The sequence below is a fragment of the Clostridium pabulibutyricum genome, assembly GCF_058242705.1.
The window spans coordinates 1-15,203 of sequence record NZ_JBZAYZ010000008.1 but is presented as its reverse complement, the minus strand read 5'-3'; the positions used below and the strand labels follow the sequence as shown (position 1 = coordinate 15,203).

The window sequence follows — 15,203 nt, the reverse complement described above, 5'->3', positions numbered from 1 at the left end:
TTAAGGAGGATTAATATGAAGAGTATTCTTAATGTTTTAAATTATGTGTCATCATTAGGACCTATGGTTATGATGCCGATTATAATTCTTGTAATAGGTATTGTGGCAAGATTAAAGAGAGCAACACTTATAAAATCTGCACTTTTGGTTGGAATTGGTTTTGCAGGAGTAAATATAACGGTCAATTTTTTTCTTGAAGGTGTTGGACCTGCAATACAGACTATGGTAAAATTATGGAATTTGAAAACTGATATAATGGATGTCGCTTGGCCTGCAAGAGCGGCTGCTACATGGGCTTTCCCGCTTGCTGCAATAGTGGTAGTAGTAGTTCTGGCGCTTAATGTTTTGATGCTTGTATTAAAATGGACCAAATGCGTGATGGTGGATTTTTGGAGTTATAATCATTTTATTTTTACAGCTGCATTAATATGGTATACAACAGGAAACGCATTTCTTGCAATTTTGGGAGCTGTAATCACTGCCGCGGTGTCTTTTTGGCTGGCGGATTGGACGGCACCTTTGGCAGAAAAATATTTCGGACTTCCGGGAGTATCGTTTCCAACTTCAAATTCTGTAAACTGGGCTCCGATAGCATGGTTTATGGATAAAATATACGAGAGAATCCCTGGATTTAGAAATATAAAAGCTGATCCTAAAAACATACAGAAAAAATTTGGTATGCTTGGTGAACCTATGTCAATGGGTTTCATATTTGGAATACTTATAGGTATACTTGGAAAACAAAGTATAAAAGAAATACTTAGTGTAGGAATGAGTACTGCAGCTGCAATGGTTCTTATACCTAAAATGATGCAGGTTCTCATGGATGGACTTATACCATTTGCAGATGCTATGAAAGATATGTTGAATAATAAATTTAAAGGGTCAAATTTTACTATAGGAATAGATGCAGCACTAACAGTTGCAAATCCTGCAGCAATAACGGTTGGAATACTTATGGTTCCAACGACACTGGTACTTGCGGCAATAGTTCCAGGAAACAGGCTTCTTCCGCTTCCTGATATATCGTATCAGGCTATGTGGCTTGCAGCGTGGCCGGTGGCGTTTTCAAAGGGAAATATACTTAGAGGATATATAACTACAGTGATTATAACTGTAATAGTGCTTTTAACTGCAACAAGCATGGCTGCCGTTCATACTCAACTTGCAATTTCAGGAGGTTTTAAAATACCGCAGGGAATGAACTTGATATCTACTGAAGATGCAGGTACTCATCTTATAAACTGGATAATATGGAAAGTGATGTCGTTATTTTAGGATTATATTTTGAATAGGGATGATTTTTATGAATGATAAGAGCAATTATGCTGTATCAGTTTTAGGAAAATTAGATGTTGAAAGGCTTGGAGTTACTTATAGCCATGAACATCTGCTTGTAAAACCAAATATTAATGATAAAAAATATTATGATTACACTTTGGATAATATCGACAAATCCATAAGTGAAGTGTTTTCCTTTAAGAACTCAGGAGGAAATACAGTAGTTGAGATGACTCCAATAAATTATGGAAGGAATCCACTTGGATATGCAAGAATATCTAGGGAAACAGGAATTAACATAATTTGCTGTACTGGATTCCATAAAAAAGAATTTTTGCCCGACTTTGTTTATAACTTGAATGATGAAGATATATTTGACATTTTGCTTAAAGAGGTAAATGAAGGTATAGATGGGACGGATGTAAGGCCTGGAGTGCTTAAAATAGGAACTAGTTATAATATTATATATAATATTGAAAAAAGACTTATATCCATAGTTGCAAAGGTTCATAAATCAACTGGACTTCCGGTAAGCACTCATTGTGATAAAGGTACAATGGGAATACAACAGGCTAATCTTTTAATAAAACAGGGTGTACCACCGGAAAGAATAATACTTGGACATGTAGATATACCTAGAAATCTTGAATATCTCGTGGAATTATGCAGGATGGGCGTGAATATACAGATAGATCATGTTGGAAGGGAACTTGATAATGGAGATCAATTTAGAATTGATATGATAGATACTCTTATAAAAAATGGTTTTGATAATCAAATATTTATATCTGGAGATATGGGTAAGAAAAGTTATTTTAAGTCATATGAAGGAGAACCGGGTCTTTGTTATATTGTAGAAGCATTTAGAAAAAAATTAATATCTAAAATCGGAGAAGATAAATACAATAAGATTTTAATTGAGAACCCGAAAAGATTATTTGAAGTGAAGAATAATCTTTAAAAATATAGTTTATGGAAAGGAAAAAATTATGAAGATAACAAGTATTATTACTTATAAAGTAAAGCCAAGATGGATATTTGTAAAGGTAGATACTGATGAAGGAGTGTCTGGATGGGGAGAACTTATATCTGGAACAAAAACTGAAACTGTAGTATCTGGAGTAAAAGAACTTTCCGAGGATCTTATAGGTAAGGACCCAATGAAAATTGAAGATATGTGGCAGTTCATGTATCGTTCGTTTTTTAGGGGCGGACCTATAAATATGACTATTATTTCTGGAATTGAAATGGCTCTTTGGGATATAAAAGGAAAGTATTACAACATTCCTGTATATGAATTTTTAGGTGGAGCTGCAAGAGATAAACTTATGGTATATTCATGGATAGGAGGTGATAGACCTTCCGATGTTGGAGAACAAGCATTGGATAGAAAAAATAAAGGATTTAAAGCTGTGAAGATGAATGCCACATCGGAACTTCACTATATTGATTCATTTGATAAAGTTCAGGGAGTTATAGATAGAATGGCTTCTATAAGAGAAAAGGTAGGAAATGATATACAAATAGGTATAGATTTTCATGGAAGAGTTCATAAGGCAATGGCTAAAGTTATAGCAAAAGAGATAGAGCAATTTAGACCTATGTTTATTGAGGAGCCTGTTCTTCCTGAAAATGAAGATTCACTTATAGAATTTGCACGAAGGTGTCCCATACCAGTTGCTACAGGAGAAAGACTCTATACTAGATGGGGATTTAAAAATATACTTCAAAGTGGTGCAATAGACATAATACAGCCAGATATTGCAATAACGGGTGGTATACTTGAAGGAAAGAAAATATCTGCAATGGCGGAGGCCTATGATGTAGCAGTTGCACCGCATGCACCATATGGACCTATATCACTTGCAGCAACTTTTCAAATGGATGTATGTACACCTAACGTATTTATACAGGAACAGAGTCTTGGAATACATTATAATCAGGGATTTGACCTTCTAGATTTTGTAGATAACAAGGAAATGTTTGAATACAAAGATGGTTTTGTAGATATTCCAACCAAACCTGGTCTTGGAATAGAAATAAATGAAGATTACGTAAAAGAAATATCTGCACAGGGACTTAAATGGAAGAATCCAAAATGGAGAAATTATGATGGTACAATATCAGAATGGTAGGATGGCACATTAAAAAAACAAGCGTACTGTTTACTGTGAACGGTACGCTTGTTTTTAATACTTATTTTTGATATCCATCAGGATGTGACATGTGCCATCTCCATGCGGTTTCGATTATTGTTTCAAGAGAATTGAATTTTGGTTTCCATCCAAGCTCATTGACTGCTTTTTCCGATGAAGCTACAAGTATGGCTGGATCACCGGCACGTCTTCCTGAAATTTCCGATTTTATATTTACTCCGGTAACTCTTCTTGCAGTTTCTACTACTTCTTTTACAGAAAAACCTTTTCCGTTTCCAAGATTGTATATTTTGCTGTTTCCTCCATTTTGCAGTCTTTTGAGAGCAAGAAGATGAGCGGAGGCAAGGTCGGATACATGTACATAATCTCTTATACAGGAACCATCAGGTGTATTATAGTCATCTCCAAATATCATTATTTTTTCTCTCTTTCCAGAAGCAGCTTGAAGTATTATAGGTATAAGATGAGTTTCAGGGTTATGATCTTCTCCGATACGGCCACTTGTATGTGCACCACAGGCATTAAAATATCTTAAAGCCGTATATTTTATTCCATATGCGTTATCACACCATTTTAATATCTTTTCTACAGAAAGCTTTGATTCTCCATATGGATTTGTAGGAAAAGTTCTGTCTTCTTCTTTTATAGGAATGTTTTCAGGCTCACCATAAGTTGCGGCAGTTGAAGAAAATACAATATATTTTACATTATATTTGTTCATGGCCTGAAGAAGTTTTACTGTTGAATATATGTTGTTTTCAAAATATTTAAGTGGATTTTCAACACTTTCTCCCACAAGGGAATTGGCGGCAAAGTCTATTACGGCATCTATGTGATTTTCAGTGAATACTTTATCCAGTACATTTTCATCTCTCAGGTCGCCTAGGTAAAATTTCCTATCTAGTACTGATTCTTTGTGTCCTGTCTGAAGGTTATCCAAAATTATTACATTTATATTTTTCTCAATGAGGTGCATTGCCATATGACTTCCTATGTATCCTGCCCCTCCGCAGATTAATATGTTCATTATAAATTCCTCCCTCATAATTTTGTGTTTAAATAAATTATAACAGTCTATATTGTATAAATTATATTATAAATGTTAATTGATTTTAAATTTATAATAAAAAATTCCAGAAAAGTAACCAGATGAAATAAAATTGAAAAAATTTAAGATAAATACTTGCAATTTAATATTTAATATTATATAATAATAATTGTTCAAAGGAAAACAGTATTTAAAAATAAATCAAATAAAATAAAATTGTATTTTTGATAAAGGGAGGAAATTTATTATGAAAAAGTTTGTATGTTCAGTCTGTGGTTATGTATATGAGGGAGAAAAAGCACCGGAAAAATGCCCTGTATGTGGAGCATCTTCCGATAAATTTGTTGAAAAAACTGAGGATTCAGCTTCATGGGCTGATGAGCATAAAGTAGGAATTGCAAAAGGGGTTGATCCTGAAGTACTTCAGGGATTGAGGGATAACTTTACTGGAGAATGTTCGGAAGTTGGAATGTATCTTGCAATGGCACGTCAGGCAGACAGAGAAGGATATCCAGAGGTTGCTGCAACTTATAGAAGAGCTGCTGAAGACGAAGCTGATCATGCTTCAAGATTTGCTGAACTTTTAGGTGAAGTGCTTACAAATGATACAAAAAAGAATTTGCAGATGAGAGTAGATGCAGAGAGAGGTGCCTGTGAAGGCAAAAAGAAGCTGGCTACACTTGCCAAGAAATTAAATTATGATGCAATCCATGACACAGTACATGAAATGTGTAAAGATGAAGCAAGACATGGAGCTGCTTTTCAGGGCGTATTAAAAAGATACTTCAAATAAGAGCATAAAAAAAATCCGTACTTTAAGAGCACGGATTTTTTTTATGCGGGTAAATACATGAAATAAGAAATTTTATCTTTAGGTCCTGAGGCAGCTATATTTCTTTGATGGTATGCATCATTCGAGAATTCATTTCCCTGATTGTCGCATACATAAGCATAGTTAAAACTTTTTGGATCAACCCACCCCATGAAAGTGTATGTATGTGTAGGACCTGAAGAATCATAGGCAATTGTAAAACAAATGTCTCCTGGAAGCATGAGCGAAAGATCTGTTGATTTTACCCATCCCAGGCTTAAAAGTACGTTTGTAAGTGTTCTTGTATTTGCAGTTAATTGAGGAACACCTACACCAATGCTTCTTAAAGCTTCGCTCTGGTAAAACGCACAGTTATTACTGTAAGGATTATCTCCAGGAAGTTGTGCGGCATGAATTGATATTGCTCTGTTTAAAACATCATTTCTGTTTTTAGAATTCATTAAATAAGTATATAATTTTTTACCTGTAGCCGACTGAGTTCTTTTACTGTTTGAAAAATTACCTGATAATTGTGTTTTGTTTATGGTTAGGGTCATGTTTATGGCGCCATATCCCGAAATAGTTCCCTTGAAAGTATATGTACCCGGAGTATCTGTGTTCTCCAACGGCTTGTCCCATTTAACAGGAACAGAAGAAGTAGTTCCGTCTGACATATTTGCAGTTACTGAAGTTGGCAGCGTGTAGTTGTCCCACTGGTTTATGTTTTTCGAAATATCGGCTATTGATAGTATAACAGCAGAAGTTTTGAAATTTAATACAGTCGGTTTTGAAAGCTGTTTACCGAATTTTGAAACTATATCTTTTGACACTGATAACGTATAATCGGTCTGTGGGGAGAGGGATGCAGTAGGTGTTACAGTGACAGTCTGCTGAGTATTATCGATAGTTAGGTTAATTGGTATAGTATTATTGTTGAGATTATTTACTAATTTTATTTTGCCGTTTAATGTGTTTATATCAACTGGTTCATTGAATTTTACATTCCAGATTTTAGTTACAGCTATATTACTTTTGGTAATTATGTTACTTTCACTGCCGGAGTCTACTTTAGTTCCGGTATTTGTTTCCTGAGAAACTGTTGTTTCTGCAGAGAGACTGTCCACATTACTTGAGGCAAATACTACATGTCCTGGCACTTGTGCAAGGGCATAAATTCCACAAGCTAATATGAAGCATTTTGTAAATCTGTTCATATTAGACCTTCTTTCTTTTATTTAGTACAATAAGACACATTATATAGTTTAATCTTTTTTCTCGTCATTTTCAATATAATATAACGATATTATTTATACATATGAAAAGTATTAATTACAGTAAATTGAATAATATAAATAATATAGAAAATGTAGAGGAGGAAATATTGTGCATGGAAAATTACCGCACTACTTGAAATACACTGCAGTCAGGTTTGTAAAAGACAATGTAATGGCTCTTTCGTCACAACTTGCATACAGCCTTGTATTTTCATTTTTCCCATTTTTAATATTTGTAATAAGTCTTATTGGATATATACCTGTTCAAAGTGGGGATGTTCTTGCAATTTTGAATGGAGTGCTCCCTTCTGATATATTAAGACTCATTGATGATACAGTTGTCAATATTGTTAATACGAAAAACATAAGAACACTGTTTCTGAGTTTTGTATTTACTGTATGGACGGCTTGCAGTGGCTTTCAAGCTGTTATAAGAGGACTGAACATGGCATATGGATTAAAAGAAGAAAGAAGTATTTTAAAATTATATGCTATTTCTATTTTGTGTACACTTGGATTTATAATAATAATATTTATAACGAGTATGCTTTTGGTTTTTGGTCAGATAATTGGTGGATTTTTGATTTCAAGGTTTAAGATGCCACCGGAATTTAGTGTTATCTGGAATTTTTCACGATATATTGTAATAATATTTTCGATAAGTTTTATTTTTGCAGCAGTATACAAGTACACACCAAGTATAAAACTAAGGTGGAATGAAGTTCTTGCAGGTACGGTTACTGCAACTGTCAGTCTTGTAATTGTATCTATATGTTTTGCGTTTTATGTCAATAATTTTTCGAGTTATTCTGTTTTATACGGAAGCATAGGTGCTGTTATAGCATTACTTACATGGCTTTTTATTTTGTCCAATATAATAATAATAGGTGGGGAGGTAAATGCCATAGTATACAAGAAGAGGTAGTTAATGTATTTAAAAAAGGAGTATATTGCTTTGAATTGTATCTATTTTGCAACATTAAATGTTATAAAAATATTTTAATGCTTTTGCAGCATATACCTTATATATATGTTTTGTTAAAAAATATAATTGAATTTTAATAATTATTCCTGTTATATGGTAAGATATTGCTATAGTGATATTTGAAGCAATACAATATTAAATATAATTTGCAACATTTAGAGGAACATCTTTATTATTTTAAAAGTTACAATAATGTATTAATATAAAAATTGAGGAGTGGCAATAATGTTTCTTACTGAAAGACAAAAGTTTATATTAAATGATTTGATGAATGAAGAGAATAGTATTACTGCCAAATCACTTGCTAAGAAACATGGTATTTCAGTTAGAACTGTAAGATATGATCTGGATAGCATTGATTACTGGCTTAAAGAAAAAGGAACATCGCTTTTAAAGGTTCCAAGGGTTGGTATAAAGATATCGGATAAATCAGTAATAACTGAATATGTTGAATCCATGGAACTTGAGAAAAAAGATATTTTATTTACAGGCAGTGATAGAAAGAATATTATTTTGTTGAATTTAATTTTAAAACGGGATCCTTTGATATCTGAAAAAATTGCCAATGAACTTAACGTATCAAGGAGTACTATAATAACTTTAATTTCAGAATTGAACGAAGAATTAAGTGAATATTCCATTATTATAAAGGGAAAAACCAATTTTGGATATGTCTTAGAGTGCAGGGAAGATGACTTGAGAGGATATGTGCGAAAAGTTTTCATACCATTTGTCGTAAACAACTGCAGAAAAAAATTGTTTCCGTTTATACATAAAATACTTAACACGCAAGTTGAGATTGCAGCTATGGATGTAGTTGCAATTTTAAAAAGTGAGCTGAATATGAGACTTGATGATAATACCCTCGATATACTTAAAATAAGAGTTATGTTTTTGATCCAGAGGATTCAAAATCATAATTTTATAAATATCAATGTTGAGGAATCGTCAAAGTACAAGACTATAAAAATTTATACTAAAGCAAAGAAAATATATTCATTTTTAAATGACAAATACAAACTCGAGTATGAAGATGGTGAGATAACATACCTTTGCAATATGGTAATTATAGACTATGCTGATTTAAAATTTTTGGAAAAAGAAGATTTTGATGATGAAAAACTAAGATATGTAATTTCTAAAATTGTAAAATCATCCTTTAAATATCTAAACATACAGGAATCTCAATTGGAGAGTTTAAGAAATGAATTGTTTTCCCATCTTAAAATGACTTTGAGCAGATATGAACTGAATATAATAAGTGAAAATCCAATATTGGATCAGATAAAGGCCAAATATGGAGATACCTTTAAAATAGTTTCAAAATCATGCAGGATTTTTAAAAATGAATATGAGATTGAACTAAGTGATGATGAGATAGGGTTTGTAACAATGTATTTTTTAAAAGCTCTTGAAGAGAGCAAAATCAGAGTTAAAAAGAATATATTGATAGTATGCAATACAGGAAGAGGAGCATCAAAATTACTTGCCACCAGAGTAAGAAATAATATCCCTGAGGTAAATATCAAGGGTGTGGTGTCTGTACTTGATATAGACAAGGATAAACAACTTTTAAAAAATGTAGATTTGATAATAGGAACTGTCAAGGTCAACAATGTAGATAAGCCTTCGATTGTTGTAAGCCCTATAATTACAGCATATCAGCTAAATAAAATAAGAGAGTTTTTGTATATAGGGGAAATGCATTCAAAAGAAGTAAAGGATAAAAGCTATATTGACGATCAGTTGAACAATATAATACAGAAATATGTATCTAAAAAGAATACTTACAAGTTTTATAAAGAAGTTAAAAATTTGATTGGATTTTATTCCGATAATTTTCATCGAAATTCAAAAGAAAAGGAATTTTTCAAGCAAACTGAATTTATAGGACTTATATTGGTTGAAATATCAGATATGGTATTACAGTTGTTCCCAGAAGGTTTCAACAGAAATGAATTTAAAAAGGTATGTGGTATATTTATACATATTATAATGGTAATTCCTCATTGGCTGAACGGTGAATATGTCAAAGAAAAAAATGTAGGTGAATATGAAAAAACATATCCTCGTGAGTTTAAGATTATAGAAAAAACATTCAATAGAATAAATGAAAAATACAATATACAAATTAAAAGAAGTGAAGTTATTTCAATATTAAGATATTTGATTTGAAGTTTTACTGAGGAGATGAATCATTTGAAAAGTTTTTTGATAAAAGGTGGAAGACTGCTTTCACCAAAGGATAATCTTAACTATGAAAAGGCTGAAATTTTAATACAAGATGGAAAAATAGAAAAAATAGCTGAAAGTATAGATGCAGAAGATGCGGAAGCATTGGATGTGAATGGCTCTATTGTGTCTCCTGGTTTTATTGATATACATACGCATTGCTATGTAGGAAAATCACCTATAGGTACTGATCCAGATACTATAGGGATAAAGCGTGGATGTACTTCGATATTTGATGCGGGAACTTCAGGACCACTTAATTATTCAGACTTCAAAGGTAAGATTTCAAAGGCCAAAACACATATCTATACTTTGCTTAATATATCAGACTGGGGACTTGATATTCTGAGTGAACTCAGTGATTTAAATAACATTAATGAGGAAAATATAATTTCGGTCGTTTCTGAAAATAGGGACAATATAGTTGGAATTAAAGTAAGAGCAAGTTCTTCGGTTGTAGGAGAGAATGGTATAACTCCTATAAAAATGGGAAAAAAGATAGCTGAGCATGCAAAATTGCCTATGGTTGTTCATATAGGAAATTTTCCTCCAAGTATTGAAGATGTATTAGACGTAGTACAGAAGAATGATGTTATAACCCATTCTTTTCATGGAAAACCAAATGGGTTGTTCCAAACGGATGGTTTTCCGAGAGAATCAACTCTTTCTGCAAGAGCCAGAGGAGTAAAGTTTGATGTAGGACACGGCAGTGAAAGTTTTAGTTTTAATGTATGTGAAAATGCCTTGAAAAATTCTTTTGAACCGGACTTTATAAGCACGGATTTATATCATAATAATATGGTTAAACCTGTTGGAAGTTTACTTGATGTAATTACAAAACTGATGAGTTTTGGGCTTAGCCTCGAGAAATGTGTTAATAAAGTTACGTATGAACCCGCAAAGCTTTTTGGGTTGAAAAACAAAGGAAGATTGAAAAGCGGTTTTGATGGAGATTTTACTATTTTTAAAGTAGAAGATTGTGATTTAGATTTGATTGATTCTTATAAACAGAAAAAAAATATAAAAAAGAGACTAGCATTAAAAGCGGTTGTGGTATCAGGAGGAAAAAATAGTGAACTACTTGAATGTGATTAAAGATGACTTGAAATTTACAGATCAGCAAATACTATCTATAAAAGATGATATGGAAATAATACAGAAAATTCTTGATAAATATGATATAGAATTTAAAAATCCGGTTAATATTGCATTTTATAATCATTTAACAAGTGCAGTAGATAGAATAAAAGAAGGAAAATTTGTGGATGAAATTGATGAGGGCACAGTGTCTGAACTTACGTCCAAGTCAATTTCCATTTCAGAAGAGATCCTTGGAGATATTTTTAAGAAATATGGTCAGGATATTAATAAGTCTGAAATATATTTGGTAGCCATCTATGTTGAAACATTTTTCAAAAGTAAATTATAAATATTTGGAGGGATAATTATGGATAAGAAGATTCTTGTGGTTATAGGGCACAGATTGGGAAAAGGACAAAATGTGGCAAAGGGAGTTGAAAAGGCAGGAGGAGAGGCAATAGTTATTGAAGGAATGGCTGCTGATATGAAGCTTGGCGATGTTATGCATGAAAAAAATGCTGATCTTGGTATAAGTTTCTGTGGATCAGGAGGTGCAGGTGCACTTATGGCTGCCAACAAATACGGTTATAAGGCTAAACATCATTTAAGATCTGTAGAAGCAGGTGTTACTGCATTAAAAGAAGGAAACAAGGTGCTTGGATTTGGATTTCTTGATGTTGAGGAATTGGGAGAAAAGCTTGTAAATGAATATAAAAAAGTAAGTAAGTAATAAATGGATGTGAATAATATGAAATACATCGATAGAGAAAATCTGATGCAGGAAGATGAAATTACAATATCGCTGGATGGCACTGGAAAAAGTAAAAATGAAGCTTTGGGAAATGTTTTTTCGAAACTTAGAAAAGATATCTATGATAAGGTAGATGGCTATATTTTATATATGGAGCCGAAGCAGGTTTTTATGGATAAATGTGATGTAAAGAAATATACTGAAAGATTTATGTTCATATTCATGCCTAGGGAAAAAGAGGAAGTTTGTTTAAAAGTTACTATTGTTGTTAAAGTAAAATATATTAAATTTTAAGGGGGAATTTGAAGTGCTTCTAATTATTATAAAATCAATTATAATTGGAGCTTTGCTTGGTTTTTCAGTTTCAGCAGGAGTGGCTAGAATGTTTCATGCACCTGAAAAACAAGGGCTTGGTGCATTTAGAACTCTTGGAGAGTTGAATGCATGTAATGGTGATCCTGTAGCACATTTTTCTTTTGGACTTGGATTTCTATTTAATTCAGCTGCGTCCGTCGTGGCTTCAGGAGCTTTGACTCAGGATGTAGTTCAGAGGGTTATTCCTAACTTTTCAGCAGGTGTGCTGCTTTTGAAAAACAAGAAGGTTGAAGATACTCTGCACAATCCAAAGAAAATGGCTGCAGTTGGTACTTTTGTTGGAATTGTAGTTGTAACATTTTTGAATACATTGTCGTCTATAGTTCCTGACAGACTCGCAAACATAGCTGCCAAGGTACTTACTCCGGCAGCAAATCTCATGATTAATCCGGTAATGCCCATAGTTTTCTGGCTTGCTGCTTTTGACGCAGGAAAGATAACCGGTATATGGGCTACTGTACTTGGAGGAGTTTCACATATGGTAACTGGAAACGCAACTCCAGGAATAGTTCTTGGAATATTGATAGGACAAAGTGTTGAAGATAATGGATATAAGAATAAAGCGTCAATAGTCCTTATTACTCTTATTGTTGTAATGTTTATAGCAATTGCGTACTTTAGAGGCTTTTTCGCAAAACTCGGATTATAATTTAAGATTGAGGTGATATAAATTATGGAAAACAAACAGGATTTGAAAATTGGCAGTAAATTTGATGAATTGATGCTCTCTGATAGAATGTTTCCGGTAATTGTGGCTATAGCCTGTGCTGCTATTTTTGCAGGAACGCATCTTTACATACATAATCACACAGGAGCATTCAATGAAATTTTTGTAGTGCAAATGCTTGATAAAGGACTTCAAGGTGGAGACTACGCAGCTGCAGCTGGATTTGCCACAGGATTTTTATTGGCAAGAATACTGGAAGGCCCACTTGTTGGAATTTTGGATATAGGTGGTTCGCTTTTAACAGGTGTTGGTATTGGAATTCCAGCAATAATGATGGCATCTGGAATAAAAGCGCCTATGGATAACTTTGGACTTGCTATTTTAACAGGAGCAATAATTGGAATATGTGTAGGACTAATTGTAATTATTGTAAGAAAAATTGCGCCTCAAGGTATAGCAGCCAGTGGAACCGGAATAATGATGGGAGCAGGTAATGCTACAGGAAGATATCTCGGACCACTTATAATACTTTCCGCAATTGATTTTAGCGTAGTTACAGGCATGGGAGCATTTATCGGCGGAGCCATATTTTACAAGTTTGACAGACCTGTGGTAGGAGGAGCCATACTTGGAGCTATGATAGCAGGAGGAATATTCTTATAGTTCGTTATGCAACGACAAGGAGGAAATTTATGAGCGTTTACGAAGAAATAGGTTTGAAGAGAGTAATAAATGCATCTGGAAGGATGACGTTTCTGGGTGTATCAACTATAAGCGACGAAACAGCAGAATTTGCAAAGCAGGGCGGACAGAATTATGTAGTAATAGATGATCTGTTTGACAGGGCAGGAGAAATAGTATCACAGTATACTGGAGCCGAAGATTCCTGCGTAACATCCTGTGCATCTGCGGCAATAGTCCTTTCCATAGCTGGAATTATAACAAAAGGAAGGATTGACCTGGTTCAGAGACTTCCTGAAAGCGACGGACTGAAAAACGAGATAATAATTCAAAAAGGACATGCAGTTGACTATGGTGCTCCAATGACAACAATGATAAGACTTGCAGGCGGTGTGCCAAAAGAAGTTGGATATTCAAATCTAGTAGAAAAAGAGCACATTGAAAATGCAATAAATGACAAGACTGCGGCACTTATGTATGTAAAATCACACCACTGCGTTCAGAAGGGAATGGTTTCCCTTGAAGACATGGTTGAAATTGCACACAGACACAACCTTCCTATACTGGTAGATGCAGCTGCGGAGGAAGACCTGAAAAAATACGTTAAAACCGGTGCTGATCTTGTAGTATACAGTGGAGCAAAAGCAATAGAGGCAATAACCTCCGGCTTTGTAACAGGGAAAAAGCAGTACATCTCCTATGCAAAGAAGCAGTACAAGGGAATAGGAAGAGCCATGAAAGTTGGAAAAGAGAGTATAATGGGGCTCTTAAAAGCACTTGAGCTGTATACGAATAAAGATGAAAAGAAACAGGTAGAGAGACAGAAGAGCATTGTAAATTATCTGAAGGATGAAATAAATAAGATAGATGGTTTGGAGTGCAAAATTATAAAAGACGAAGCAGGAAGAGAGATATACAGGGCAGAGGTAAAGGTGGACGAGGCAGCTCTCGGTATGAATGCGGAGCATGTTGCAGAAGAACTGAGCTCTGGAAACCCGATAATATACGGGAGAAACCACAAGGTTAATCTTGGATTCATGAGTTTTGACCCAAGGCCTATGCTTGAGGGAGACAAGGAAATTATAGTGAAGAGATTAAAGGAAATCATAAATAGATAAATAAGGAGAGATTACAATTATGGCAGGAAAAAAGATAAGCTTTTATAAAGACAAAGTTGCAATAAATGTTCTTGCAAAGGATGTAGAAAATGCAGCAGAAGTAGTTGATGCAGCAGATGGACACGTTGCGGTAGGAGTGCTCTCAAAACAGTTTAATTCAGTTGATGAAGGAATTTGCGAGGTAAAAAGATGGCTTGAGAAGATACCTACGGTATCAGTAGGACTTGGAGCAGGAGATCCAAGCCAGTGGGAAAAGGCGGCAAAGATAGCAGCAGCAACGGATGCGGGACATGTAAATGAAGTATTTACAGGAGCACCTGTGGCAAGAGGAATGCTTATGGCAAACAATGCAGAAAATACAATGGTAAATTCTCTTGTAAGCCCTACCGGAACTCCTGGAAAAGTCAAGATTTCAACAGGTCTTTTAAGTTCCAAGGCAGAAGATGCAGTTGTAGATGCAGACACAGCAGTATTGATGCTGAAGGATATGAAAGTAGACTCAATAAAGTTTTTCCCTATGGGAGGATTGAAGAGCATAGAAGAGCTTAAAGCACTTGCGGAGGCATGCGCAAGACATGATCTTCCTATGATAGAGCCGACAGGCGGAATAGATACGAAGAATTTCGAGGAAATATTGAAGACATGCCTAGATGCAGGAGTAAAGAAAGTTATGCTTCATGTATATACTTCGATTATAGACAAGCAAACTGGAAAAACAAGAACTGAGGATGTAAAGAAATTGTA

General features: G+C 34.1%; 16 protein-coding genes. 14 read left to right on the top strand and 2 right to left on the bottom strand.

Annotation, left to right across the window (positions count from 1 at the left end; genetic code table 11):
* Window positions 1-15 precede the first annotated feature (15 nt).
* The 3 genes from AC4CVH_RS09735 to dgoD are packed head-to-tail and all read left to right on the top strand — an operon-like array spanning window position 16 to window position 3,416.
* Window positions 16-1,278: a PTS transporter subunit IIC gene (locus tag AC4CVH_RS09735; RefSeq protein ID WP_490787569.1), complete on the top strand. Its 1,263-nt coding sequence runs from the start codon at window positions 16-18 to the stop codon at window positions 1,276-1,278.
* A gap of 28 nt (window positions 1,279-1,306) precedes the next feature.
* Window positions 1,307-2,242 carry a phosphotriesterase family protein gene (locus tag AC4CVH_RS09730; RefSeq protein ID WP_490787568.1) on the top strand — a complete coding sequence of 312 codons (936 nt, stop codon included), beginning with the start codon at window positions 1,307-1,309 and terminating at the stop codon, window positions 2,240-2,242.
* A gap of 28 nt (window positions 2,243-2,270) precedes the next feature.
* A complete protein-coding gene (gene dgoD / locus AC4CVH_RS09725) occupies window positions 2,271-3,416 on the top strand; it encodes a galactonate dehydratase (protein WP_490787567.1) in 1,146 nt (381 codons plus the stop codon).
* A gap of 61 nt (window positions 3,417-3,477) precedes the next feature.
* Here the strand turns inward: dgoD and galE are convergent, their stop codons facing one another.
* A complete protein-coding gene (gene galE, locus AC4CVH_RS09720) occupies window positions 3,478-4,464 on the bottom strand; it encodes a UDP-glucose 4-epimerase GalE (protein WP_490787566.1) in 987 nt (328 codons plus the stop codon).
* A 268-nt stretch (window positions 4,465-4,732) separates the two neighbouring features.
* Here galE and AC4CVH_RS09715 point away from each other — a divergent pair, with 268 nt between their 5' ends.
* On the top strand, window positions 4,733-5,278 hold the full coding sequence (locus AC4CVH_RS09715) for an NADH peroxidase (protein ID WP_490787565.1): 546 nt from the start codon (window positions 4,733-4,735) through the stop codon (window positions 5,276-5,278).
* Between the two features lie 41 nt (window positions 5,279-5,319).
* Here AC4CVH_RS09715 and AC4CVH_RS09710 read toward each other — a convergent pair whose 3' ends face one another.
* The gene (locus tag AC4CVH_RS09710) at window positions 5,320-6,510 is read right to left on the bottom strand and encodes an Ig-like domain-containing protein (protein ID WP_490787564.1); all 1,191 of its coding nucleotides are present in this window, start codon (window positions 6,508-6,510) and stop codon (window positions 5,320-5,322) included.
* A gap of 169 nt (window positions 6,511-6,679) precedes the next feature.
* Here AC4CVH_RS09710 and AC4CVH_RS09705 point away from each other — a divergent pair, with 169 nt between their 5' ends.
* The 10 genes from AC4CVH_RS09705 to dagF all read left to right on the top strand — a co-directional run.
* Entirely contained in the window at window positions 6,680-7,495 is an 816-nt protein-coding gene (locus AC4CVH_RS09705) for a YihY/virulence factor BrkB family protein (protein ID WP_490787563.1), read from the top strand.
* Between the two features lie 285 nt (window positions 7,496-7,780).
* Window positions 7,781-9,730: a BglG family transcription antiterminator gene (locus tag AC4CVH_RS09700; protein WP_490787562.1), complete on the top strand. Its 1,950-nt coding sequence runs from the start codon at window positions 7,781-7,783 to the stop codon at window positions 9,728-9,730.
* A gap of 24 nt (window positions 9,731-9,754) precedes the next feature.
* Complete coding sequence (locus tag AC4CVH_RS09695; protein ID WP_490787561.1) at window positions 9,755-10,882, top strand: amidohydrolase/deacetylase family metallohydrolase; 1,128 nt, start codon at window positions 9,755-9,757, stop codon at window positions 10,880-10,882.
* The gene (locus tag AC4CVH_RS09690) at window positions 10,860-11,216 is read left to right on the top strand and encodes a PRD domain-containing protein (RefSeq protein WP_490787560.1); all 357 of its coding nucleotides are present in this window, start codon (window positions 10,860-10,862) and stop codon (window positions 11,214-11,216) included. Before AC4CVH_RS09695 ends, AC4CVH_RS09690 begins: the two co-directional genes overlap by 23 nt.
* An 18-nt stretch (window positions 11,217-11,234) precedes the next feature.
* Window positions 11,235-11,597, top strand: coding sequence for an SFCGS family glycine-rich protein (locus AC4CVH_RS09685; protein WP_490787559.1), 363 nt, complete (start codon window positions 11,235-11,237; stop codon window positions 11,595-11,597).
* A gap of 18 nt (window positions 11,598-11,615) precedes the next feature.
* Window positions 11,616-11,912 carry a DUF4312 family protein gene (locus tag AC4CVH_RS09680; protein WP_490787558.1) on the top strand — a complete coding sequence of 99 codons (297 nt, stop codon included), beginning with the start codon at window positions 11,616-11,618 and terminating at the stop codon, window positions 11,910-11,912.
* Window positions 11,913-11,925: 13 nt separating this feature from the next.
* The gene (locus tag AC4CVH_RS09675) at window positions 11,926-12,642 is read left to right on the top strand and encodes a DUF4311 domain-containing protein (protein WP_490787557.1); all 717 of its coding nucleotides are present in this window, start codon (window positions 11,926-11,928) and stop codon (window positions 12,640-12,642) included.
* Window positions 12,643-12,666: 24 nt separating this feature from the next.
* On the top strand, window positions 12,667-13,323 hold the full coding sequence (locus tag AC4CVH_RS09670; protein WP_490787556.1) for a DUF4310 family protein: 657 nt from the start codon (window positions 12,667-12,669) through the stop codon (window positions 13,321-13,323).
* Between the two features lie 29 nt (window positions 13,324-13,352).
* Window positions 13,353-14,459 (top strand): DgaE family pyridoxal phosphate-dependent ammonia lyase, encoded by a 1,107-nt coding sequence (locus AC4CVH_RS09665; protein WP_490787383.1) that lies wholly within the window; start codon window positions 13,353-13,355, stop codon window positions 14,457-14,459.
* 19 nt (window positions 14,460-14,478) lie between these two features.
* The coding region (gene dagF / locus AC4CVH_RS09660) for a 2-dehydro-3-deoxy-phosphogluconate aldolase (RefSeq protein WP_490787555.1) at window positions 14,479-15,203 on the top strand (725 nt) is incomplete at its 3' end.

Bases quoted from the DNA above. Each gene is read 5' to 3' on its own strand.
- AC4CVH_RS09735 (WP_490787569.1), top strand. From the start codon at position 16: ATGAAGAGTATTCTTAATGTTTTAAATTATGTGTCATCATTAGGACCT.
- AC4CVH_RS09715 (WP_490787565.1), top strand. From the start codon at position 4,733: ATGAAAAAGTTTGTATGTTCAGTCTGTGGTTATGTATATGAGGGAGAA.
- AC4CVH_RS09700 (WP_490787562.1), top strand. From the start codon at position 7,781: ATGTTTCTTACTGAAAGACAAAAGTTTATATTAAATGATTTGATGAAT.
- dgoD (WP_490787567.1), top strand. From the start codon at position 2,271: ATGAAGATAACAAGTATTATTACTTATAAAGTAAAGCCAAGATGGATA.
- galE (WP_490787566.1), bottom strand. From the start codon at position 4,464: ATGAACATATTAATCTGCGGAGGGGCAGGATACATAGGAAGTCATATG.
- AC4CVH_RS09665 (WP_490787383.1), top strand. From the start codon at position 13,353: ATGAGCGTTTACGAAGAAATAGGTTTGAAGAGAGTAATAAATGCATCT.
- AC4CVH_RS09710 (WP_490787564.1), bottom strand. From the start codon at position 6,510: ATGAACAGATTTACAAAATGCTTCATATTAGCTTGTGGAATTTATGCC.
- AC4CVH_RS09670 (WP_490787556.1), top strand. From the start codon at position 12,667: ATGGAAAACAAACAGGATTTGAAAATTGGCAGTAAATTTGATGAATTG.
- AC4CVH_RS09730 (WP_490787568.1), top strand. From the start codon at position 1,307: ATGAATGATAAGAGCAATTATGCTGTATCAGTTTTAGGAAAATTAGAT.
- AC4CVH_RS09680 (WP_490787558.1), top strand. From the start codon at position 11,616: ATGAAATACATCGATAGAGAAAATCTGATGCAGGAAGATGAAATTACA.
- AC4CVH_RS09685 (WP_490787559.1), top strand. From the start codon at position 11,235: ATGGATAAGAAGATTCTTGTGGTTATAGGGCACAGATTGGGAAAAGGA.